20 protein-coding genes and 1 pseudogene are annotated in these 20462 nt (G+C 67.4%); 7 read left to right on the top strand and 14 right to left on the bottom strand.

The window, feature by feature from the left end:
- Positions 1 to 2 precede the first annotated feature (2 nt).
- Positions 3 to 401, top strand: a pseudogene (locus tag CAL13_RS03600) (DUF2894 domain-containing protein); the annotation flags it as partial.
- Between the two features lie 63 nt (positions 402 to 464).
- Positions 465 to 1091 (top strand): LysE family translocator, encoded by a 627-nt coding sequence (locus CAL13_RS03595; protein ID WP_086056160.1) that lies wholly within the window; start codon positions 465 to 467, stop codon positions 1089 to 1091.
- A gap of 40 nt (positions 1092 to 1131) precedes the next feature.
- Here the strand turns inward: CAL13_RS03595 and CAL13_RS03590 are convergent, their stop codons facing one another.
- Together CAL13_RS03590 and CAL13_RS03585 are read right to left on the bottom strand one after the other, a co-directional pair.
- A complete protein-coding gene (locus CAL13_RS03590) occupies positions 1132 to 2100 on the bottom strand; it encodes a tetratricopeptide repeat protein (RefSeq protein WP_086071540.1) in 969 nt (322 codons plus the stop codon).
- Between the two features lie 165 nt (positions 2101 to 2265).
- Positions 2266 to 3030 (bottom strand): SDR family NAD(P)-dependent oxidoreductase, encoded by a 765-nt coding sequence (locus tag CAL13_RS03585; protein WP_086071539.1) that lies wholly within the window; start codon positions 3028 to 3030, stop codon positions 2266 to 2268.
- A 282-nt stretch (positions 3031 to 3312) separates the two neighbouring features.
- Here CAL13_RS03585 and CAL13_RS03580 point away from each other — a divergent pair, with 282 nt between their 5' ends.
- Complete coding sequence (locus CAL13_RS03580; RefSeq protein WP_086071538.1) at positions 3313 to 4014, top strand: GntR family transcriptional regulator; 702 nt, start codon at positions 3313 to 3315, stop codon at positions 4012 to 4014.
- Between the two features lie 60 nt (positions 4015 to 4074).
- On the opposite strand, the gene CAL13_RS03575 is transcribed toward CAL13_RS03580, so the two are convergent.
- Positions 4075 to 5190, bottom strand: coding sequence for an NADH:flavin oxidoreductase/NADH oxidase (locus CAL13_RS03575; protein ID WP_086071537.1), 1116 nt, complete (start codon positions 5188 to 5190; stop codon positions 4075 to 4077).
- A 184-nt stretch (positions 5191 to 5374) separates the two neighbouring features.
- Here CAL13_RS03575 and CAL13_RS03570 point away from each other — a divergent pair, with 184 nt between their 5' ends.
- Positions 5375 to 6256 carry a LysR family transcriptional regulator gene (locus tag CAL13_RS03570; RefSeq protein WP_086056157.1) on the top strand — a complete coding sequence of 294 codons (882 nt, stop codon included), beginning with the start codon at positions 5375 to 5377 and terminating at the stop codon, positions 6254 to 6256.
- Between the two features lie 98 nt (positions 6257 to 6354).
- A complete protein-coding gene (locus tag CAL13_RS03565; RefSeq protein WP_086056156.1) occupies positions 6355 to 7149 on the top strand; it encodes an SDR family NAD(P)-dependent oxidoreductase in 795 nt (264 codons plus the stop codon).
- Between the two features lie 81 nt (positions 7150 to 7230).
- Here CAL13_RS03565 and CAL13_RS03560 read toward each other — a convergent pair whose 3' ends face one another.
- The 3 genes from CAL13_RS03560 to CAL13_RS03550 all read right to left on the bottom strand — a co-directional run bounded on the left by CAL13_RS03560 (position 7231) and on the right by CAL13_RS03550 (position 10424).
- Positions 7231 to 8223 (bottom strand): Bug family tripartite tricarboxylate transporter substrate binding protein, encoded by a 993-nt coding sequence (locus CAL13_RS03560; protein WP_086071536.1) that lies wholly within the window; start codon positions 8221 to 8223, stop codon positions 7231 to 7233.
- Positions 8224 to 8357: 134 nt separating this feature from the next.
- Positions 8358 to 9488, bottom strand: coding sequence for an SMP-30/gluconolactonase/LRE family protein (locus CAL13_RS03555; RefSeq protein ID WP_198297901.1), 1131 nt, complete (start codon positions 9486 to 9488; stop codon positions 8358 to 8360).
- A gap of 129 nt (positions 9489 to 9617) precedes the next feature.
- Positions 9618 to 10424 carry a sulfite exporter TauE/SafE family protein gene (locus CAL13_RS03550; protein WP_086071535.1) on the bottom strand — a complete coding sequence of 269 codons (807 nt, stop codon included), beginning with the start codon at positions 10422 to 10424 and terminating at the stop codon, positions 9618 to 9620.
- Positions 10425 to 10532: 108 nt separating this feature from the next.
- Between CAL13_RS03550 and CAL13_RS03545 the strand changes: the two genes are divergently transcribed.
- Positions 10533 to 11405, top strand: a complete 873-nt coding sequence (locus tag CAL13_RS03545) for an AraC family transcriptional regulator (protein WP_086073499.1) — start codon at positions 10533 to 10535, stop codon at positions 11403 to 11405.
- Here CAL13_RS03545 and CAL13_RS03540 read toward each other — a convergent pair.
- The 8 genes from CAL13_RS03540 to CAL13_RS03505 form a co-directional block, all read right to left on the bottom strand.
- Entirely contained in the window at positions 11314 to 12180 is an 867-nt protein-coding gene (locus CAL13_RS03540; protein ID WP_086056154.1) for a DODA-type extradiol aromatic ring-opening family dioxygenase, read from the bottom strand. The two genes, CAL13_RS03545 and CAL13_RS03540, sit on opposite strands and share 92 nt — an antisense overlap.
- Positions 12181 to 12258: 78 nt before the next feature.
- Positions 12259 to 13110 carry an N-formylglutamate deformylase gene (hutG, locus tag CAL13_RS03535; RefSeq protein WP_086071534.1) on the bottom strand — a complete coding sequence of 284 codons (852 nt, stop codon included), beginning with the start codon at positions 13108 to 13110 and terminating at the stop codon, positions 12259 to 12261.
- A 123-nt stretch (positions 13111 to 13233) separates the two neighbouring features.
- Positions 13234 to 14625 carry a formimidoylglutamate deiminase gene (locus CAL13_RS03530; protein ID WP_086071533.1) on the bottom strand — a complete coding sequence of 464 codons (1392 nt, stop codon included), beginning with the start codon at positions 14623 to 14625 and terminating at the stop codon, positions 13234 to 13236.
- Positions 14622 to 15347, bottom strand: a complete 726-nt coding sequence (locus CAL13_RS03525) for a HutD/Ves family protein (RefSeq protein WP_232467756.1) — start codon at positions 15345 to 15347, stop codon at positions 14622 to 14624. The genes CAL13_RS03530 and CAL13_RS03525 overlap by 4 nt, the downstream gene beginning before the upstream one ends.
- On the bottom strand, positions 15340 to 16143 hold the full coding sequence (locus tag CAL13_RS03520) for an amino acid ABC transporter ATP-binding protein (RefSeq protein WP_269768190.1): 804 nt from the start codon (positions 16141 to 16143) through the stop codon (positions 15340 to 15342). The genes CAL13_RS03525 and CAL13_RS03520 overlap by 8 nt, the downstream gene beginning before the upstream one ends.
- A complete protein-coding gene (locus tag CAL13_RS03515) occupies positions 16140 to 16808 on the bottom strand; it encodes an amino acid ABC transporter permease (protein ID WP_086056152.1) in 669 nt (222 codons plus the stop codon). Before CAL13_RS03515 ends, CAL13_RS03520 begins: the two co-directional genes overlap by 4 nt.
- An 8-nt stretch (positions 16809 to 16816) precedes the next feature.
- Positions 16817 to 17575, bottom strand: a complete 759-nt coding sequence (locus tag CAL13_RS03510; protein ID WP_086071532.1) for a transporter substrate-binding domain-containing protein — start codon at positions 17573 to 17575, stop codon at positions 16817 to 16819.
- 118 nt (positions 17576 to 17693) lie between these two features.
- Positions 17694 to 18428 carry an IclR family transcriptional regulator gene (locus tag CAL13_RS03505; protein WP_420042412.1) on the bottom strand — a complete coding sequence of 245 codons (735 nt, stop codon included), beginning with the start codon at positions 18426 to 18428 and terminating at the stop codon, positions 17694 to 17696.
- 417 nt (positions 18429 to 18845) lie between these two features.
- On the opposite strand from CAL13_RS03505, the gene CAL13_RS03500 reads away from it, so the two are divergent.
- Positions 18846 to 20417 carry a glucosyltransferase domain-containing protein gene (locus CAL13_RS03500; RefSeq protein ID WP_157664787.1) on the top strand — a complete coding sequence of 524 codons (1572 nt, stop codon included), beginning with the start codon at positions 18846 to 18848 and terminating at the stop codon, positions 20415 to 20417.
- Positions 20418 to 20462: the final 45 nt, after the last annotated feature.

The following is a 20462-nucleotide window of genomic DNA, read 5'->3' as shown; positions in this document are numbered from 1 at the left end:
CCCGCACGCCCCTGACCGAACTGCTCGACGACATGGCCCGCCATGCATCCGGCGACGCCCTGCCCGACGCATGGCGCGATGCCGTGGCGTGGCGCCGCGCCTATCCCGAGCTGCCTTTGCTGGACGACATCCGCGAGGTGTGGACCACGGTCAGCACGCGCCACCGGCTGCGGCAGTCGCAGGAGCAGGTGCCGGAGAACGCTGGCCCCTTGAACTCCAGCCTGCTCGTGCATCGGGCGCTTTCGCTGATGAGCGAGGTGTCGCCCGGCTATCTGCGGCAGTTTCTTTCCTATGTGGATGCCTTGTCCTGGCTGGAGCAGATCCACGGCGGGCCGATGCCCGCCGGCAAGGACGCGCCGCGCCCGGCCGGCGCGCGCAAGGGCCGCAGCGCGGCACGCTGAAGACAGCCGGCTCTACCTGGGCATGAGGGCTTTTGCTACAGTTTCCTGCCAGGAGGTCACCCCATGCTCGACGGCATACATCTTCCGCTCATCCTCGGCGCGGCGCTGATTGCGGCCGGCTCGCCGGGTCCCGCCACGCTGGCGATCGCCAGCACCTCGATGACCTCGGGCCGCCGTTTCGGGCTGGCGCTGGCCTCCGGCATCACGAGCGGGTCGGTGGTCTGGTCCGTGGCCGCGGCATTCGGCCTGAGCGCCGCCATGCTGGCCAACGTGTGGATATTCGAGACGCTGCGCTATGTGGGCGCCGCCTACCTGCTGTATCTGGGCGCCAAATCGATAAGGTCCGCGCTGCGGCCCAAGGGCATCGCAATCGCGCAAGCACGGTATGTATCCTGGCGCCAAGCCTATGTGAAAGGGCTGGTCCTGCATTTGACCAATCCGAAGGCGATTCTTTTCTTCGGCTCCTTGTACGCCGTCGGCGTCCCGGCCCATACGCCCCCGGAATCGCTGGCCGTCATCGTGCTGGCCATCGCCGCGCAAAGCCTGTTGCTGTTCCATGGCTACGCGCTGCTCTTCTCCAGCGCCGCCATGACGCGCGGTTATCTGAGATTGCGGCGGCCGCTCGAGGCGCTCTTCGCCGCGGCCTTCGTCGCCGCCGGCGTAAAGGTGTTGCTCTCACGCGCGCCGTAAGGGCCAGACGCCACGGAGGCGGCTCGCAGAATCACCGGCGTCACGTCCAGTCGTCGTCGTTGCTGCCGTCGTCGGTGAAGCCGCCGCCATCGTCCCAGCCGCCGGATCCGCCGTCGTCATTCCAGGCGACGTTCCGGGTGTTGCCGCCATCGTCCCATGGATCGCCGCCGGCGTTGCCGGGATCGTCCCAAGAGCTGGCGTCGCGCAGGCCGAAGTCTTTGCCGCCCATGTCATAAGTCTGTTCTGCCGGGTTCGAAGCATCCGGGGGCTGGGCGGAATCTGCGGACGCCACGCTATCGTTGCCTTGCGCCGCCGTCCCGGAACCGCCGTGCAGCACGCGATTCATCAAGGCTTCGCCGGCGACCACGCCAGCGCCAACCGCCGCGCCGGTCGCCAGGCCGCCCATGATGCCGGACCCCATTCCGCCCGCGCCGCCATAGCCGGGCGCGCCCGGGCCCGCCGCCGAACCGTAGCCGGCGCCCGGTCCGTAGGGCGTGCCCGGCCCCGCCGGGGGATAACGGTTCAGTCCGCCCGCCGCGGGGCCATAGCCGGCACGTGCCCGCGCGTTGGCGCTGGCGCGGGCACGCATGATCATCAGCACGACCAGCGCGACGACCACGATGCCGATGATCAGCCCCCACGGGATGCCGGCGATGGCTTGCCGCGCCGGGGACGGGTGTCCCGCGGCAATCAGGGTCTGCAGCTCTTGCACGGCGCCCGGGCGCGCGAAGTTCTGGCTGGGATCCAGGCGCAGCGCGATGTTCAGTTCCTCTTGCGCCTGCGCGAGCTTGCCCTGCTTGCCCAGCAGCTCCGCTTCGACGAAATGCGCCTTGGCGCTGTTGGGATGGTCGCGCAGAATCTGATCCATCATGGACTGCGCTTCGCCATAGCGGCCGGCTTGCGCGGCCTCGTAGACCTGGTCGGGCGTGGCATCGGCCGCCACGGCCGCAAAACCGATCAGCAGACTGACGACAAGAAAAAGCGATCGGGCGAATGTCTTGGGTTGCATGAGCGGACCTCCCACCATGGCTGCCGATGATCGGATGTGTCGCGTCCCGGCGCCGGGATCAATGCCGTTCAGATGGCCGCGACAACGGAAAGTTCATTCTAGGCTTGTTCCTGGCGCCCGAAGTCGGACTTCCCACGGCCGTCGCGCATCAGGCCGCGATGCCAGCTAGCCCAGATAGGCGCCGCCGTTGGCGTGCAGCGTCTGTCCGGTCAGATAGCGGCCCTTGGGACCGCAGAGAAAGACGACCAGATCGGCCACTTCCTGCGCGGCGCCGCGCCGGCCAAGCAAGGTGGCATGCGTCGCGTGGTGGGCGGGCGCGCCCTGCGCCGAATGGCCGCGGACGGTATCGATGAGTCCCGGCACCACGCAGTTCACCGTCACGCCGCTGTCGCTCAGATCGTGCGCGAGCGCGCGGGTCAAGCCAACCAATCCCGCTTTGGCGGCCACCACGTGCGCACGGCCCGGCGCGCCGCTGTGCGCCGACATGCCGCCGATGTTGACGATGGCGCCCGCGGCGGATTGACGCAGATGGGGTGCCGCCGCGTGCGCGCACAGATAAGCGCCGTCCAGGATCACGCCCGTGACACGCCGCCATTCCTCCCATCCCAAGTCATCGAAGCGCACTTCCCGCCGCACGGCGGCATTGTTGACCAGGATGTCGATGCAGCCGAAACGCGCCACGGCGGCAGCGATCAGGCCTTGCGCGCCTTCCGGGCGCGACACATCGGCCAGGTGCACCGCCGCCTGACCGCCCGCCTGTTCGGCCAGCGCGGCGGTCTGCTCGGCTTCGGCGGCCGACGTGTGCGCGTTGACGATCACGCTCGCGCCCTGGCGGCCCAGCTCCACCGCTATGGCGCGGCCGATATTGCGCGCTGCCCCGGTCACGATGGCCACCTTGCCGATCAGCGGCCGGGTCGTTGCTTCATTCATGCCCCTTGCTCCTCGAATTCCATCCCGCGGCAGCCCTTGCCGCATTGGGGGCGGGGCGTTTGCCCGCGGTTTTGCGCTTGACCCATTGGCGGCCCCGAGCGCTTCGCGACCGTCCGTGGCCGGCCCTTGTGGATGGGCATTCTACATATTGTCGACGATCCGACGATATCCGAGTTGCGGGGCTTTGTTATCCCTTTGTTATCCTTACGCGGCCCTGAAGATCTCGGAACGCTGCCGGAACCCACCCGGGATGGATCCGCGCGCACTTTCCGCCCAAACCCCATGCCTACCCCTTCCCACTCGCCGTTCGATCTGTTGCGCTCCATGACCCTGTCGGGCCTGGTGCAGGAGGAAATCCTGCGCGGCATCAAGTCCGGCGAATTGACGGTAGGCTCGCGGCTGAACGAGAGCGAGCTGTCACAGCGATTGGGCGTCAGCCGCAGCCCGTTGCGCGAAGCCTTCCGCGCCCTGGAAGAAGCGGGTCTGGTGCGTTTGGAGAAGAACCGCGGCGTATTCATCCGCGACCTTTCCGATGAAGAAGCGGCCGAACTCTACGATTTGCGCTCGGGACTGGACGAGATGGTGGGACGCCGGCTGGCCCCGCGCATCACCGACGCGCAACTCGCCGAACTCGGGGAATTGCTGACCGAGCTGGAAACCAATGCGGGCCGGCAAGGGGTGAACCGTTATTTCGAGTTGAACGTCGCCTTCCATGACCGCATGGTCGAGATGACCGGCAACGCGGCCCTGCTCGGCGTCTACCGGCAGGTCGTCAACCGCATGCACCTGTTGCGCCGGCGCGGCTTCACACTGGCAGGCAGCTCCGCCGCGTCGCACGCGGAACACCGCGCGATCCTGCAGGCGCTGGCGGCCCGCGACGCGGACGCGGCGGCCAACGCCTTGCGCCAGCATGCCTTGAACGGCCATCGGCGCGCGCTGACGGCGCATCGCCTGGAAGAAAGCGGAACGCCCACCGCCGCATAGCGCCGCGATGGGCGGCGCACCGTATGGCGCACCCGCATGGCGCACACTGGCGCCGGCCGATCATTGCGCGGCAGCCTTGCCCGGACCTTTGTAGCGCTCCAGCCAGTACGCATACGGAGCGGGCAGCGTCCACGCCGGACGCTGCGCTTTCAGCTCCAATGCAAGCTGATACGGGTAGTGCGGATTGGCCAGGTGGGCGCGGCCGATCATGACCAGATCCATCTGCCCCTGTGCGACCACACGTTCCACGGTCTGCGCGCCATCGATGCACCAGGCCGCCGCAACGGGGAGTTCGGCTTCGCGGCGCACCCGCTCGGCAACCGGCGCCAGGAATGCGACGCCCCACGGAACATTGGCCTGTGGCGTGGAAAAGCCGACGCTGACGTTCAACAGGTCCAGACCGCCCGCCCGCATGGCGCGCGTCAAGGCGATGGATTCGGCCAGGGTCTGCTCGTCGCGGCCGTCGTATTCGATGACGCCGAAGCGCGCGGTCAATGGCAGGTTCTCCGGCCAGACTTCGCGCACCGCCGCCAGGGTTTCCAGAAGAAAGCGGCTGCGTCCCTCGAAGTTGCCGCCATAGCGGTCATCGCGCTGGTTCGCGTGGACCGAGAAAAAGCTTTGCGCCAGGTAGCCATGCGCAAAGTGCAGTTCGAGCCATTGGAAACCCGCATCGCGGGCGCGGCGGGCCGCCGCGGCGAAATCCGCCTTGACGCGCTCGATATCGGCCAGCGTCATGGCGCGCGGTACGCGGGACAGCCCGCCGCCGAACGCCAGCGCGGACGGCGAGATCGTCTGCCATGCGCGCGGGTCGGTTTCGGGGATGTGGTCGTCGCCTTCCCAGGGGCGATTGGCGCTGGCCTTGCGCCCGGCATGGCCGATCTGGATCCCGGGGACCGCGCCGGCGGCCTTGATGCCGGCCGCGATGCGGGCCATGCCTTCGGCCTGACGGTCGTCCCAAAGGCCGGTGCAGTTCGGCGTGATGCGGCCTTCCGGCGATACCGCGGTGGCTTCGACGATCACCAGGCCGGCGCCGCCGCGGGCGATGCCGGGGTAATGGACCTGGTGCCATTCGTTGGTGTAGCCGTCCTGTGCGCTGTATTGGCACATGGGCGGAACGGCGATGCGATTGCGGAGCGTGACGTCTTTGAGCTTGAAGGGTGTGAACAATGTGGACATATCGTTTGCAACTCGCCGAGCGCACCCGGCTTACAGCATGAGAAAAACGTTTCGCGGCCCCGGCGGCTGCCGGGCCAGGCAAGCGCGCAGCGCGAGGTGGCGCCGCGCGGACAGCGTATCAGCGTAGACCGGCGTCCCTATAATGAAAACCGGCAATCCGTTATAGATTTGATTAAAGTTTCTTATGCTGCTGCCGCAATGGCTGCGCACCTTCGCCGTCCTGGCGGAATTGCGCCACTTCACCCGCACGGCCGACCGGCTGGGCCTGACCCAGGCCGCCGTCAGCCAGCACGTTCGCCACCTGGAACAGGAACTGGGCCCCTTGCTCGTACGCCGGCCGCGCCAGATCGAACTGACGCCGGCAGGCGAGGCGCTGCTGCAATACTGCCGCGACGTGGAGCGCGCCGGCCAGCACCTGCGGCAGCGCCTGGGCTCCACCGATGCAGCGCACGGCGACATCAGCATCGTCACGCCGGGGAGTATCGGCCTGGCGCTGTATCCCCTGCTGCTGGACCTGCAGCAGCTGCGACCCGGTCTTGCCATACGCCATCGTTTCGCGCCCGACGTCGAAGTGCTGGAAGCGGTGCTGCAGAACCGCTACGAGCTGGGCGTGCTGACCATGAAGCCGGACGACCCGCGGCTGGCGGCGGAGCCCTTCGCCGAAGAACCCTTGGAGCTGGTTGCGCCCGCGGACGCCCGCATCGAGCAATGGGACGATCTCGTTCGTCTCGGCTTCATCGACCACCCCGACGGTCAAGCCATGGCAAGCCGGCTGCTCAGCCGGCGCTTCCCCGGCGCGCCGGGCATCCGTGACGTCCCGGTACGGGGGTTCAGCAATCAGGTAGGTCTGATCCTGGAGCCGGTGGCCCGGGGGCTCGGATTCACTGTCCTGCCCCGCTACGCCAACCGCGCCTTCCGCCGTCAGCACGCCATCCAGATCGTCGAATGCGGCACGCCAGTCGTCGATCGGCTCTGGCTGATCCACCGATCGGAATGGCCCTTGTCGCCGCGCGCGCGCAGCGCCGTGACGTGGCTGCGGGAGAACCTGGCCGCGCCTCTAAACTAGCAGCGGCCCCGCATCGTTATCGCCTCGCCGCGATCCCGATCCGCCGCGGCCCATCCGGAAAAGCAACGAGCCCATAACGGGCCAGGAGGAAGACAGACATGCAAGGCCGATTGCAGGACAAGATTGCGCTGGTGATGGGCGGCGGAGCGTCGCTGCCCGAAATCGGAATCAGCAACGGGCAGGCCGTGGCCCTGACCTATGCGCGGGAAGGCGCGCGCGTGGCGGTGGCGGACGTGAACCTGGACGCGGCCGAAGCGACCGTGGCGATGATACGAGACGAAGGCGGCGATGCTTTCGCGCTGCAGGCCGACGTCAGCCGCCACGAGGACGTCGCCCGTACGGTGCGGGCTGTCGCCGACCGCTGGCAGGGACTGGACATCCTGCACAACAACGTCGGTATCGAATACATGGGCGGCCCGGTCGACACGCCCGAAGCCGCCTGGGACCGGGTCCACGACGTCAACCTGAAGAGCGTGTTCCTGGCTTGCAAGGAAGCCATCCCGGTCATGCAGCAGCGCGGACGCGGCAGCATCGTCAACGTATCGTCCACGGCGAGCCTGCAGTACACCGGCATTCCCTACCTGGCCTACAACTCTTCCAAGGCCGCCCTGAACCACGTATCGCGCATCATTGCGCGCCAATACGCGCCCGACCAGATCCGCTGCAACGTCGTGGTGCCCGGCTACATGGACACGCCGCACATCCGCGTGATGTACGGCGACCTTCCCCCGGAAGGCTTTGCGGAAGCGATGCGCCAGCGCGATGCCCGCTGCCCCATGGGGCGCCAGGGCACCTGCTGGGACGTGGCGAAGGCGGCGCTGTTCCTGGCTTCGGACGAGGCCGCGTATGTGACGGGCGCGCTGCTGGTCGTGGACGGCGGCGCGACGCTGTAGGGCCGCGCAGCACGCGGCGCCATCATGAAAACGCCCCAAAACCCGCCATGAAGTTTTGGGGCGTTCCAGGCTTGCGCTCGCTTACTGGGGAGCGATGTTGGCCTGCTTGATAACGTGCGCCCACTTGGCGGTTTCGGACTTGATGAACGCGCCGAAGTCCTCGGGGCTGCCGCCGCCGGCCTCGCTGCCGGTGTCTTCGATGGCCTTGGCCACTTCGGGATCCTTCAGCACTGCATTCAGTTCCTGATTCAGGCGGTCGATGATGGGGCGCGGCGTGCCGGCCGGCGCGACGATGCCCTGCCAGTTGTACGACTCGAAGCCGGGCAGGCCCGCCTCGGCCATCGTCGGCACGTCAGGCAGCACCTTCAGGCGATGCGAAGACGTGACCGCGATGGGACGCACCTTGCCGCCGCGGATCGCAGGCAGCGCGGAGTATCCCATTTCGAACATCATGGTGATGTGGCCGCCCATCAAATCCGTCGCAGCCAGGTTGCCGCCCTTGTACGGCACGTGCGTAATGTCGATATGCGCCTGCTCCCGGAACATCTCGCCGGACAGATGGTGCGCGCCGCCCATGCCGGAAGACCCGAAAGTCAGCTTGCCCGGTTCGGCCTGCGCCAGCGCGATCAGCTCCTTCAGGCTGTTCGCCTTGACCGAATTGTTCACGCTCAACACCAGGGGGCTGTTCTCGATCAGGATGACCGGCGCCAGATCCTTGGCGGGATCGTAGGGTATGGACTGCATCAACGTGGGATTCACGGCCATCGGCGCCAGATTGCCCGTACCGATGGTGTAGCCATCCGGATTCGCGCGCGCGATGAACGTCGTGCCGACGACCCCGCCCGCCCCGGCCTTGTTCTCCACGATCACGGGCTTTCCAAGGCGGCCTTCGAGCTTGCTGGCGATCAACCGCACGCGCGTATCGGCGAAACCGCCCGGCGCGTAGGGAACGACGATGGTGATCGGCTTGGCGGGCCATCCCGCCGCTTCCTGCGCGGACGCGGCGCCCATGGCGGCCATCGACGCGATGGCCAGCGTGCCGGCGGCGAACAGGCCGCGTGCGAGTGTTTTCATGCTGCTCCTCACTATTCTTTTGTCGCGCCCCCCGCGGGCGCGGCGCGGCGTCATCATATCGCGGCGCGGCGACAATAAGCGAAGGCCGGAAGGACGCCCCTTCCGGCCTTCGCCTGCGTGCGCGAGACCCGCGCCTACGAATGATCCCGCGGGCTGGGCTGCGCGTGAATCTGCAGCCTGTAGATCCACACCGGGTACTGCACCGCCATGCGGCCGCCATTGAATTCAGGCGTCAGGTTCTGCTGCGATGCCGGTATCCACAGGTAGCCTTCGCGATCGATCCACAACGCGTCGGCCCAGATCAGCCTGTCGTCCTGGATCAGCGTGGAGATCTTGCCCTCGGGCGAGACGCGCAGGATGCGGCGCTTGTCCGTATCCGTCACGTACAGATTGCCGTTCGCGTCGATTGCGGTGCCGCCGGTGCTCGGCGTATCGGCCCAGGCCAGTTCGACGTGCGATTCGATTTCCTTTTCGGACACGGTGGGGTCGTTCAGCCAGCGCGTGGCGATACGCGCCATGGGCCCCGAAGCCGGCTGGAAGTACAGCCACTGCCCGTCCGGCGAAACCTCCAGCTGATCGGCGTGCACGCGCAACGGCTGCCCCTTCGCGTCGGTGACCGCGCGGCCATCGGCGCGCAGGGGACGCGAAGCCACCACCGAGCGGTTGCCGTCCAGCACGCGGCGCACGGTGCCGGACTGCGTGTCGAGCACGATCAGCCCGGGCGCGCCGGCGTCGGTGATGTAGATGAACCGTCCGTTGAAGCGGATGTCGTCGATATAGCTATAAGGGTGCACCGCGCTGGCCAGATCGAAGGTCTGGATCAAACGGCGGCTTTGCGGTTCGAAGCGGAACAGTCGGGCGCCGCCCTTCACCGCCGGCTTGCCGAGTCCCGGCGCGCCCGCGTCCACGATCCACAGATTGCCATCCGGGCCAATGCGCAAGGCGTTCACGTGGACGAAGCCGCTGCCCACCGTGCCGGCGCTCCAGTCCTGCGGCGCGTTCCACGTTGCGTCAGGGAAAGGATAGGGCCGCCCTTGGGCATCGAGCTCGGCGACCTGCATACCGGCGCCATCGGCCTGCGGGTAGCTGACGAATACGCGCCCCTCCGGCGTGGTCGTCACGCCATTCCACACCCGCTGCCCCTGGAACATGGGCACCAGCGCCTCGTTCGATTCCTGATGCGTCGCGCAACCCTGGATGATGGCAATCGCCAGGCAGGCCGACGCAATCCGCGCAATGCCGGTCAAAGCTTTTGCAAGCGTCATGCGATTTCTCCGTAAAGCGGCGCCGCTGGGATGCGCGCCGGACAAAGGAATAGCCAATGGCAATGCCGGCCATCGCGGCCGGCGCCGATCATCGCATTAGCAAACGACGGACCCGCAGGGCCGACTGCGCTAAGCCACGACCATGACGGCCAGCACGACGGTCAGCAGGAGAAGATAGATACGCGCGTGCAGCGCATCGGGGATACGGCCGATCCAGCGCGAAGCCACGCGGATCCCGAGCCACGACCCGGCGGCCAGGACCACGAAGGCGCGCACATCGACATAGCCCGCATACCAGGCGCCAAGCGCATGACTTTGGTCTTGCATCAATACATAGGTGGCCGTGCCGGTCAGCGCCATCGGCAGGGACAAGGGGTTGGCCATGGCGGTCGCCGCCGTCATGCTGGCGCCGCGGCGGCGCATCAGGGGAACCGTCATGACGCTGCCGCCCACGCCCAGAAAGGCCGCTATCGTCCCGATAATGATGCCGGCGGCCGCCGTGGCCAACCGGCTCATCGGCCGGATGCGTTCGGACGCGTCGTGAAGAAATCCCGGCCTGAGCAGGCTATCCAGGATCGTTGCGGCCAGGTAGGCGACGAAGGCCCAGCGGACCCAGTCCCCGCTCAGCGACACCGCGGCCGCGGCGCCGGCCACCGCACCGGCCGCGATATAAGCCGCCAGCGGCCGCACATGCTCCCAAGCCAAAGTCCGCGCGCGATGATGGCGCCAGGTTGCCATCGACGCTCCGAAAATCATTACGCAAGTCGACGTCGCCACCGCGATATGCATTGCGTTCCGGGCGATCGCCGTATCGGGCGCATGGGATGCCGCCAACATTGCGTACAGCAAGGGCACCACGACGAACCCGCCGCCGAAACCGAACAGCACGGTCGTCACCCCCGCCAGACAGCCGAAAACCAGCAAAAGCCCATACATGACGCGTCACCGCAATGAAAAACGAAGGCGTATGATGGCCTTTCCCGTTCTGTCCGGCTCGCGATGGCCGGACAAGAACCATCGCATTTCGGCCAACCCTCCAACGCCATGCGCAATGTCGCCCTGCACACCGTCGACCGCGTCCGCCGCCCCGTGCTAGCGATAGGCACCGATTACGCGCCCGGCACACTGCTCGATTTCCACAGCCATCGGCGCGCGCAATTCCTATATGGCATGACCGGTTTGATGGAAGTGGATACGGACGATGGCGCCTGGGTCGTCCCGCCCTATGCCGGTGTATGGATCCCCGCCGGCAAACGCCACCGCGTGCGCATGCGCGGCGTCAGCACCCGCAGCCTGTACATCGAACCCGCCGCCGCCCCCCGGTCAACGTCGCGCTGCGAGGTCCTGCTCGTAAGCCCGCTGCTGCATCAACTCCTGCTCGCTTCCGCGGACATGCCGGCCCGCTACGACGCCCAGGGCCGAGACGGCGCGCTGGCGCTTCTGCTGCTGCACGAAGTGCGATCGGCGCAGACCTTGCCGCTGTTCGCGCCGCTTCCCGCGCAGCCTGCGCTGGCGGCGCTATGCCGGGCATTCCTGGCGCAACCCCATATCCGCGTCGCACCGCAGGAATGGGCGGCGTGGCTCAACAAAAGCCCTCGCACCTTCAGTCGCTTTTTTCGTCAACAGACCGGAATGTCCTTCGGCGCATGGCGTCAACAGGCCTGCCTGATGGCCGCCCTGTCGCACTTGTCGCGCGGCGCGCCGGTCACCCGGGTCGCCCTGGAACTGGGCTACGACAGCCCCAGCGCATTCACCAGCATGTTCCGCAAGGCGCTCGGCCAGACGCCGTCGGCCTTCGCCGGGCGGACTCCGCCGTCGCTTGGGTCTACGCCGCCAGCGCCTGGCCGCGAACGTCAAACGCCGTGGGCGTGCGGTCGTGGCCGAACCGGTAGCTGGCCGCCGCGATGGCGCCCATGAACGATTCGCCATAGACGCAGGTGGCGGGATCGCTGCCCGCGGCGCCCACCGCCACCATCAAGGGAATCAAATGGTCTTCGCGCGGATGGGCCTGACGCGCCGCGGGCGCGCTTTCCCAATGCAGCAACGCATCGCGCCGCGCCTGCGGACCGGAATCCAGCAGAACCTGCCGCAGCCAGCCGTCGAAAGCCTCGGACGGCGCCTTCGCGGCGGGGCCCCATTGACGCAGGTTGTGATAGCTGAGCCCGCTGCCCAGGATCAGCACGCCCTCGTCGCGCAGCGGCGCCAGCGCCTCGCCGGCGGCGATGTGTTCGGCGGGATCCATATCGGCCTTCATGGACAGCTGCACGACCGGCATATCCGCATCCGGGTAGATGGGCTTCAACATGCTGAAGGTCCCGTGGTCGAACCCGCGATCCGGATCGCTTTGCGCGTCCCAGCCCGCATCCGTCAGCAGACGGCGGGCGCGCTCGGCCAACGCCGGCGAGCCCGGCGCCGGGTAACTGATGCGGTAGGTGTAGTCCGGGAATCCGTAGTAGTCGAACACCATGCCGGGTTGCGGCGAGGCCGACACGGTGAACGCCGGCGCCTCCCAATGGCCGGAGACCACCAGCACCGCCTTGGGCCGGCCGGGCAGCTGCCTGGGGATGTCCTGCAGCGACTGCTCCAGCAACTGGAAATGCCGCCGCATCGGCCCTTCCATGTACGGCCACGGGCCGCCGCCATGCGAAAGGAAATAGACCGGCATGCGGCCGGCCGGGGGCGATGTGTTCATGGCTCGCGCTCAATAGGGATGTCCGCAGCAATATAGCGCGCCGCAAACCATGAAGCGCGCAAGCGCCGGACGCCGCCCCTAGCCCAACCGCATCACGCCATCCAGGGCCGTCTGCACCATGCGCCGCAGCAGCGGCTGGATGCGTGCGGCGGTATCCGGCAGGTAGTCGAAGGGCAAGACTTCCTGCATATAGCTGGACTGGGTCATTTCCAGCTGAATGGCATGAATGCCCTGCTCCGGCTTTCCGTAGTGACGGGTGATGTAGCCGCCGGTGAAGCGTCCGTTCAGCACGCTGGTATAGCCTTGCGCCAGACCTTCCTGCGCGATCGCATGGACGGCTTGCGCGACATTGGCATCGCAGCTCGAACCCTTGCCCGTGCCGAGGTTCAGGTCGGTCAGCTTTCCCTCGAAGAAGCGCGGCAGCACGGAACGGATGGAGTGCGCGTCCCACAGCAGGACCCGGCCGTGCTCGGCGCGCAGGCGGGCCAGCTCCTTCGCGAGCTGGTCGTGATAGGGCTGCCAGAACGTGGCGCGCCGGGCCGCCACCTCTGCGTCGCCGGGCAGGTCGCCGGGGTCGCGATAGATCGGCGTGTCATCGAAGGTGTCGACGGGGCACAGACCGGTCACGCTCTGCCCGGGATAAAGGCTGCTGCCATCTGGCGGACGGTTCAGGTCCACCACGTAGCGCGAATGCGTGGCAACCAGCACCGACGCGCCCATCTCCACCACGAAATCGTAGAGCCGCTCCAGATGCCAATCCGTATCCGGCACATGGCGCGCTTCGTCGGTCCAGCGCGCGGCGATGTCCGGGGGCGCATAGGTGCCGACGTGCGGCATCGAGACCAGCAAGGGAGCGGTGCCTTGCCTGAACTTGAACAGCGGGTGGCCTTCCTGCGTATCGGCCGCGTTCTGCTTGATGGACTGGGACATTGGATGTACCTCCACGGATGATGAATCGTGCGGGTTCGCCGCCGGCGCCTTCGATGCCGGAAAGCGCCGGGGCGGTTGATCGGCCGCTGCACGGCCCATGCGCCGCGGCCATGAATGGGCGGCTCAGGTCTCGGCGGCCAAGGCGCGCCGGACCCGGACGAAGGCCGTCATCGCGGCCTCGCGCAGGCTGTGGCGGCCGTCGCGCACGCGCGGCACGCCGCCCACCCAGACGGTGCGGATCGCCGAGGTGCGGTGGCTGCCGAAGACGTGCGCCGAAAGCATGTCGCGCGCGTCCAGTCCCGCCAGCGCGATATGGCCGGGGTCCAGTTCGACGAAGTCCGCCTGCTGGCCCGGCGCCATGCCGGCCAGCGGCCTGCCGCTGGCGCGCGCCCCGCCAGCCACGGCGGCCAGCGTCATGGCGGTCGCCACGTGCGGGTGCGCGTTCTCGGCCATCACGTTGCGCTGACGCGTGGTCAGGCGCAGACCGTACTCCAGCCACTGCAGCTCCTCGGCCGCGTTGACGGTGGAATGGCTGTCCGAGCCGATGCCCCACATCCCGCCTTCCTCCCGCCAATGCGCCATGTCGAAAAAGCCGTCGCCCAGGTTTGCCTCCGTCGTGGGGCACAGCCCGGCCACTGCGCCGGTGCGCGCCGCATCGCGCGCTTCGTCCGCGCGCATGTGCGTGGCATGGACCAGGCACCAGCGCGGCCCCACCGCAACGTTCTCCAGCAGCCAGCGCACGGGCGGCAGGCCGCTCCACACAATGCAGTCTTCCACTTCCTTGACCTGTTCGGCGATGTGGATATGCACGGGCGCCGTGGGGTCCAGCGCATCCAGGCCCGCCAGCGCATCGCGCAGGGACGCCGGCGGTACGGCGCGCAGCGAATGGGGCGCCAGACCAAGCCGCGCGCCCTGGGCGTCGCAAAGCGGCTTCAGGGTTTCCAGGAGCCGCATCATGGCCTCCGTGTCGTGCAGGAAGCGGCGCTGCCCGGCATGGGGCGCCGCCCCGCCGAAATTGCCGGTCTGGTAAAGGACCGGCAACAGCGTCATGCCGATGCCTGCACGCGCAGCGGCCCGCAGCAGGGCCATCGCCATCTCGGGGGCATCGGCATAGGGGCGGCCGTCCTTGTCGTGGTGCAGATAATGGAATTCGCACACGTGCGTATAGCCGGCTTCGAGCATCTCGGCGTAGAGCCAGGTGGCGATCGTCTCCGCCTGCCCGGGATCCAGCCGGGCTGCGCAGCGGTACATCCGTTCGCGCCAGCTCCAGAAGCTGTCCGCCGCCTCGCCGCGATACTCGGTCAGCCCGCAGAAGCCGCGCTGGAAGGCGTGCGAATGCAGATTGGGCATGCCGGGCAGCAGCGGACCCTTGGCCGTGGCGACGCCCGGCGCCGGTTCGGTGCCCGCCCGCACGTCGGTCAGGCGACCCTGCTCGTCCCATGCCAGCGTCACGCCGCGGGCCCAGCCGCCGGGCAGCAGCGCGTCGGCCGCCCAAAGGCGGTTTGCATTGCTCATTTTGCTTCCTGCTCCTGCGAACCGCCCGTCGCGGGCGGCATGTCAATGACCACCACCACCAGGCCCGCGCCGCTCGCCGACGTTGCGGCGGCCCGTTCCTGGCGTTGGCCGTCTCGATGACTTCGGCCGTCCTCATCGTGCTGAACGGCTTCGGGCCGCACCTGCCAGCATTGCGGCATTCCCGCCCACCACAAGCCGCCGGACGGCTGCAGCATGCGCGGGACGCCGTCGCCGGCTTGCACCCGCCACGCACTTCCCACCGCCAGCAGCAGGCCGCAACTGGCCGCCGGCAGCGTGCCGGCGCGGTCATGCACCCTCACTGCCGCGCGGACGCGGCCGCGCCGGCTCATGACGTTCAGGTCCTCGCAAGCGCCCCCCTGCAGCGCGCAATCCACCGCCACGTCGCCCGGAAACGCGAAGGGCGCGAGCGGCTGGGTCAGCGCATGCCGGCCCGCGTCAAATCCGCCCTGCAGGACCACGCCCGATCCGGACAGCAGCGTGATGATGCGGTCCACGCCCTCGAAGCGCGAGAACGGGCCGCCGGTATCGATGCGCGCCACGCTGATGCGCCAGAGAAAATCGTCCATGCCCGCGCCAGGCGGCCAGCAGACGATCTCGCGGGTGGTGCCGCCGCCGTTCTTCCACGGCTGCGCCGGCACCTCGTCCAGGTCGAAAAAGTGCAGCGCCGCCGCGTCCGCGCTTCCTTGACGTCCATCAGCCACGTTTGAGCACCGCCTGCAGGAACTCGCGCGTGCGAGGTTGAACGGGCGCCGAAAATATCTGCGACGGCGGCCCCGCCTCGATGATGCCGCCGCCGTCCATCACCACCACGACGTCGGCCACTTCCTGGGCGAAGCCCATCTCGTGCGTGACGACCATCATGGTCATGCCTTCGGCAGCGAGCATCTTCATCACCTTCAGGACCTCGCCGACCAGCTCTGGATCCAGCGCGGAAGTCGGTTCGTCGAACAGCATGACGCGCGGGCGCATCGCCAGGGCGCGCGCGATGGCCACGCGCTGCTTCTGCCCGCCGGACAGGCTGGCCGGCATGGCGTCCGCCTTGTGCGCCAGCCCCACCTTATCGAGCAGCGCGCGCGCCTCTTCCTGCGCCCGGCGGCGCGGCACGCCGCGCAGCTTGCGCGGCCCCAGCGTGATGTTGTCCATCACGCTCAGATGCGCGAACAGGTTGAAGGACTGGAACACCATGCCCACTTCTTCGCGCAGCTTGTTCAAACGGCTGTCCGGCAGCATGCGGCCGCCCGCCAGCAGCGGCTGGCCGCACACCTGGATATCGCCGGCCTGAGCCAGCTCCAGTCCGTTGCAGCACCGCAGCAGCGTGCTCTTGCCCGAGCCGCTGGGGCCGATCACCACCACGACCTGCGACGGCATCACATCCAGATCGACGCCGCGCAGCACCACGTTCTCGCCATAGGCCTTGGTCAGCCCGCGGATGCTCACCATGGGGGCCGGCGCGCCTGCGCTCCGCATGACGTCGTTATTCATCGCAGCAACCGTCATTGGACCATTCCTCCGGCGCGCAGACGAAGCTCGATTCGCCGCAACAAAAACGTCGTCGCCCCGGTCAAAATGAAATAGATCACCGCGATGGCCAGATACACCTCCAGCGAGCGGTAGGACACCGATATGATCTTCTGGCCTTCATGCATGACGTCATGGATCGTCAGCAGCGACACCAGCGCCGAGTTCTTGATCAGCGCGATGAACTCGTTGCCCAGCGGCGGGATCATGCGCACGAAGGCCTGCGGCAGCACCACGCTGGTCATCGCCATGCGGCCGGGCATGCCGAGCGAACGCGCCGCCTCGACCTGGCCTCGGTCGATGGACTGGATGGCTCCCCGCACGATTTCCGACACGTAGGCGCCCGAATACACCGACAGACCGATGGTGCCGCACACGAACGCAGGCAGCATGATGTTGAACTGGGGCAGGCCGAAGAACAGAATGAACAGCTGCACCAGCAGCGGCGTGCCGCGTATGGCGGCCACGTAGGCCGAACAGAAACCGTAGACCAGGCGGCGGCGCGGATTGAGCCGGCCGATGCCGACCAGCAGGCCGATCACGCATCCGCACAGCAGGGAGACCGCGACGATCTCCACCGTGACGAGCGCGCCGCGCACCAGGTCGGGCCAATTGGCCCAGACCGGGGAAAAATCCAGATCCATGCGGAACCTCAGTTAGCGTTGCTGAACCACTTCTTCACGATGGCGTCGTAGGTGCCGTCGGCCTTGATCTTGCCCAGCGCCTGGTTCAGGGCGGCGGTCAACTCGGGCATATCCTTGCGTACCGCCATGCCGTAGGCCTCGGTGGTCAGTTGCTCCGGCAGCACGCGCAGGCCGCCGCGCGTGCGCACGTACTGATAGGCGGCCGGCAGTCCCGTGACGGCGGCGTCGGCGCGGCCGATCGCCACCAGGTTGAACATCTGGTCGTTTTTCTCGACCTCGACCAGCTTCACGTTGGGGTAGTGTTCCTTCAGATAGCTCACCGACTTCGTGCCGACCTGAACGGTCACCTGCTTGCCCTCCAGGTCCTTGGGCGACTGGATGGCCTTGTTGTCGGCCTTGACCATCGCGACCAGGCCGCCGGCATAGTAGGAATCGCCGAAGTCGACCACCTTGCGGCGCTCGTCCGTGATGTAGATGGCCGACACCGCCATGTCGTAGCGGCGCGCGACCAGGCCGGGAATGAGGCCCTTGAAATCGATCTGCGTCCATTCGACCTTCTTGCCCATCGCCTTGGCCAGCGCTTCCACCAGCTCGACGTCGAAGCCCGTGAGCTTGCCGTCCTCCACGTACTCCATGGGCGGGAAGGTGGCGTCCGTCACCACGCGGATGACGTCCTGGGCGGCATGGGCGGGTGCGGGGGCGGCGGCCCACAGCATGGGACACAGGGCGATCGCGGCCTGCAGGACACGGCGACGGAGGACTTTCATGTGGAGACTCCTTTATGGTCGGGAATCGTGGGTGGTCGAAGGTCGGGGCCGGGACGGAAATCCCGGCGATGGCGGGTCAACGGAGACGCGCGTCAATCCAAAGCGTCAGGTCAAAGCGTCAGGTCAAAGTCAGCAGGCGGGACACGCGCGCAGCGGCCACCACCACCATCTGGATCAATTCCGCCTCGCGCGGCAACGCGCGGGATACGGGGGCCATCAACGTCATGGCGCCCGCCAGGCGCTGGCCGGGGCCGAACAGCGGCGCGCTCGCGCCCCAGACGCCTTCGTCCACCTCGCTCTGGCTGCAGGCATATCCCGCCTGGCGTATGGCCGCCAGCGCCGCGCGATCGGGCCGCTGCGGATCCGGCGGCTCCTGCGCCCACCCGTCCAGCACGGCGTCGCGCCGCGCCGCGGGCAGATGCGCCAGCAGGCATTTGGCGGTGGCCCCCTTGCGCAGCGGCACGCTGCGGCCCTTCTCGAACGAACAGCGCAAGGCCTGCGGGCTTTCCAGCATGTCCAGACAGATGGCGCGGTCGTTCACCGCGACGATCAGTCCCACGCTTTCATGCGATTGCGCCACCAGCCGCTGCATGTCCATGCGGGCGACGTGTACGAGATGCGACGTCGCGTCGAAACCCTGCGCCAGCTGCAGACCCATCGGGCCCGGCGCGTAGCAGCCGTCTTCTTCCTGCACGAACCCCCAGTGCTTGAGGCGTGCGAGCTGCCGATACAGCGAGCTGCGCGGCAATCCCGTGGCCTGGGCCAGCTCCTGAGCCGTCACGGGCCCATTCCATTGGGCCAGCGTGGCGAGCACCAGCAGGACACGGTCTTGCGACGCGGGAGGTTGCGGCATTGACGACATGGCGGGGAGTATCGGGCACGGAAGGCGGCACGCCAAGTCATCAGTCCCACTGAGTGGGACGAAACCGGGTTTTCACCAAGAACGAAGCTTCCGATCGGCCGCGATATCGCCGGGAAATCCCCCGAATTTCGCGTTTATCAGGGAAAACCCCGAAACCGCCGCCGCCGCCTCGATTCCCACCGGATGGGAATTTCCGGTTCGCACCGCACCATGGCGATGCGCGCGCGCACCGCCCAGGCGCGGCGTGCACCGCGACGGTGCGTTTGGCGCCTTGCTCCGCTACGAGGCCCGCTTGCGCGGTTTCACGGGAAATCTACGCGGTTCCGGACACAATCGCCGCCGCCATGCCGCGGCAAGCAGCGGCCGCCGTTCAACAAGATCTACGCGCGAGCGACACGGAAGAAGCGGGTGACTCAGACCAATACTTTCCTGGCGGATTACGTCTTTCCAACGCCCCGGCAACAGGCGCGACAGCGGCAGACGAAGATATTCCTGGCGGCACTGGCGCTGTACGGCCTGGCGCTCTATCCCATCCTTCATGCCGACCGCTTCTATATCGACGACCTGGGCCGCTCTCTGTCGGGCTATCTGGGCTGGGGGACGGACGGCAGGCCGCTTGCCAACGTGGTGATGGAGCTCGCGAACCTCGGCACGCCGCTGGTGGATCTTTCTCCGCTGCCGCAACTGGCCGCGATCGGCATGTTCGCGTGGCTTGCCACCGTCCTGGAAAAGCGCTTTCGGCTCAGCGGCGCCTGGGCCGCGCCGCTCGCGCTGCTTCCCCTGCTTGCCAGCCCCTTCTTTCTCGAGAATCTGTCATACAAGTTCGACGCCCTGCCGATGTCGCTGGCGGCCTGTCTTGCGGCACAGGCGGGCTTCGCAGAGCTTCGAGGATGGCGCGACGCCGCGCGTGGGGCTGTCGCGGTCCTGGCCAGCCTGTGCCTTTACCAAGCGGCGGTCAACGTATTCATCGTCCTCGCGTTGTTGGGCTTGGTCCTGAAGCAACTGGACCGGGAAACGCCGCGCGCCGTATTCCAACAGGGCGCGACGCGCATCCTGCAGCTGATCGGCGCCGCCATCGTGTATTCCTTCATCGCCGGAAAGACGGTTCATGGCCATTACGCCAGCCAGCATGCCGCCCTGGCGGGACCTTCCAGCGCCGTGGAGACCGTCTGGCGCAACTTGCATGACGGTCTGCTGTTTGTCGTCGCCTGCCTGCGCAGCCCCGCCGGTGGCGTCCTCCTGATCCAAATCGTGCTGGCCGTTGCGGGCACGCTGGTCATCGCCGCGCTGTATGCCGGAACATGGTGGCGTTCAAGCCAGAACCGGACCCGTGTTTTGCTCGCGGCGAATATCGTCGTGCTGCCGGCAGCGTTGCTCCTGGCGGCATGGGGGCCGATGTTGCTGCTGCAATCGCCCGTGCTGGTTCCCCGTACGCAGATAGGCGTGGGCGCCATCGCGGTGTTCTGCAATGTGTGCATCGCAGCGCTGATATCGAAGTACCGAGGTTCGAGCAAACTCGCCGTCGTCATCCTGGCGGCAGCGGCCTATCCGTTGATCATCTTCGCGTCGGTTTACGGAAATTCCCTGGGTCTGCAAAAGGATTATGAACTCGCCATCTCGCGCGACGTGGCGGACGATCTGGCCAGGGCGAGCGGGACCGTCGCGGTGCGGCGTCTCGCGTTGAAGGGCAGCGCTGGCATGCCGCCGGTGGTTGCGCACAACGCCAGCAAATTTCCTCTCCTGACGCGCCTGGTTCCGGTCCATCTGACCGAAGGATGGGGCTGGGCGGAAGACCAGTTCAAGCACGCGGGCGTGGCGCTGCCCTACGGCGCGGCCGCTCCCGAGCAAATCGCGGCCATCGAATCCTGCCGGTTTTCCTATGTTTCCCGCCGTGCCGCATACACGCTTTATGTCGCGGATGGCGTGGCCGTGGTGTGGTTCCGTAATGCATCGCCGCCACCATGCGCGCCGCATGCCTGAATCGATATGGACTGGATATCGCGCACCGCCTGAACCGGTATCGTG

Origin of the sequence: Bordetella genomosp. 9, assembly GCF_002119725.1 — a bacterium.
GTDB lineage: Bacteria > Pseudomonadota > Gammaproteobacteria > Burkholderiales > Burkholderiaceae_B > Bordetella_C.
This window is presented reverse-complemented; position numbering and strand designations above follow the sequence as displayed.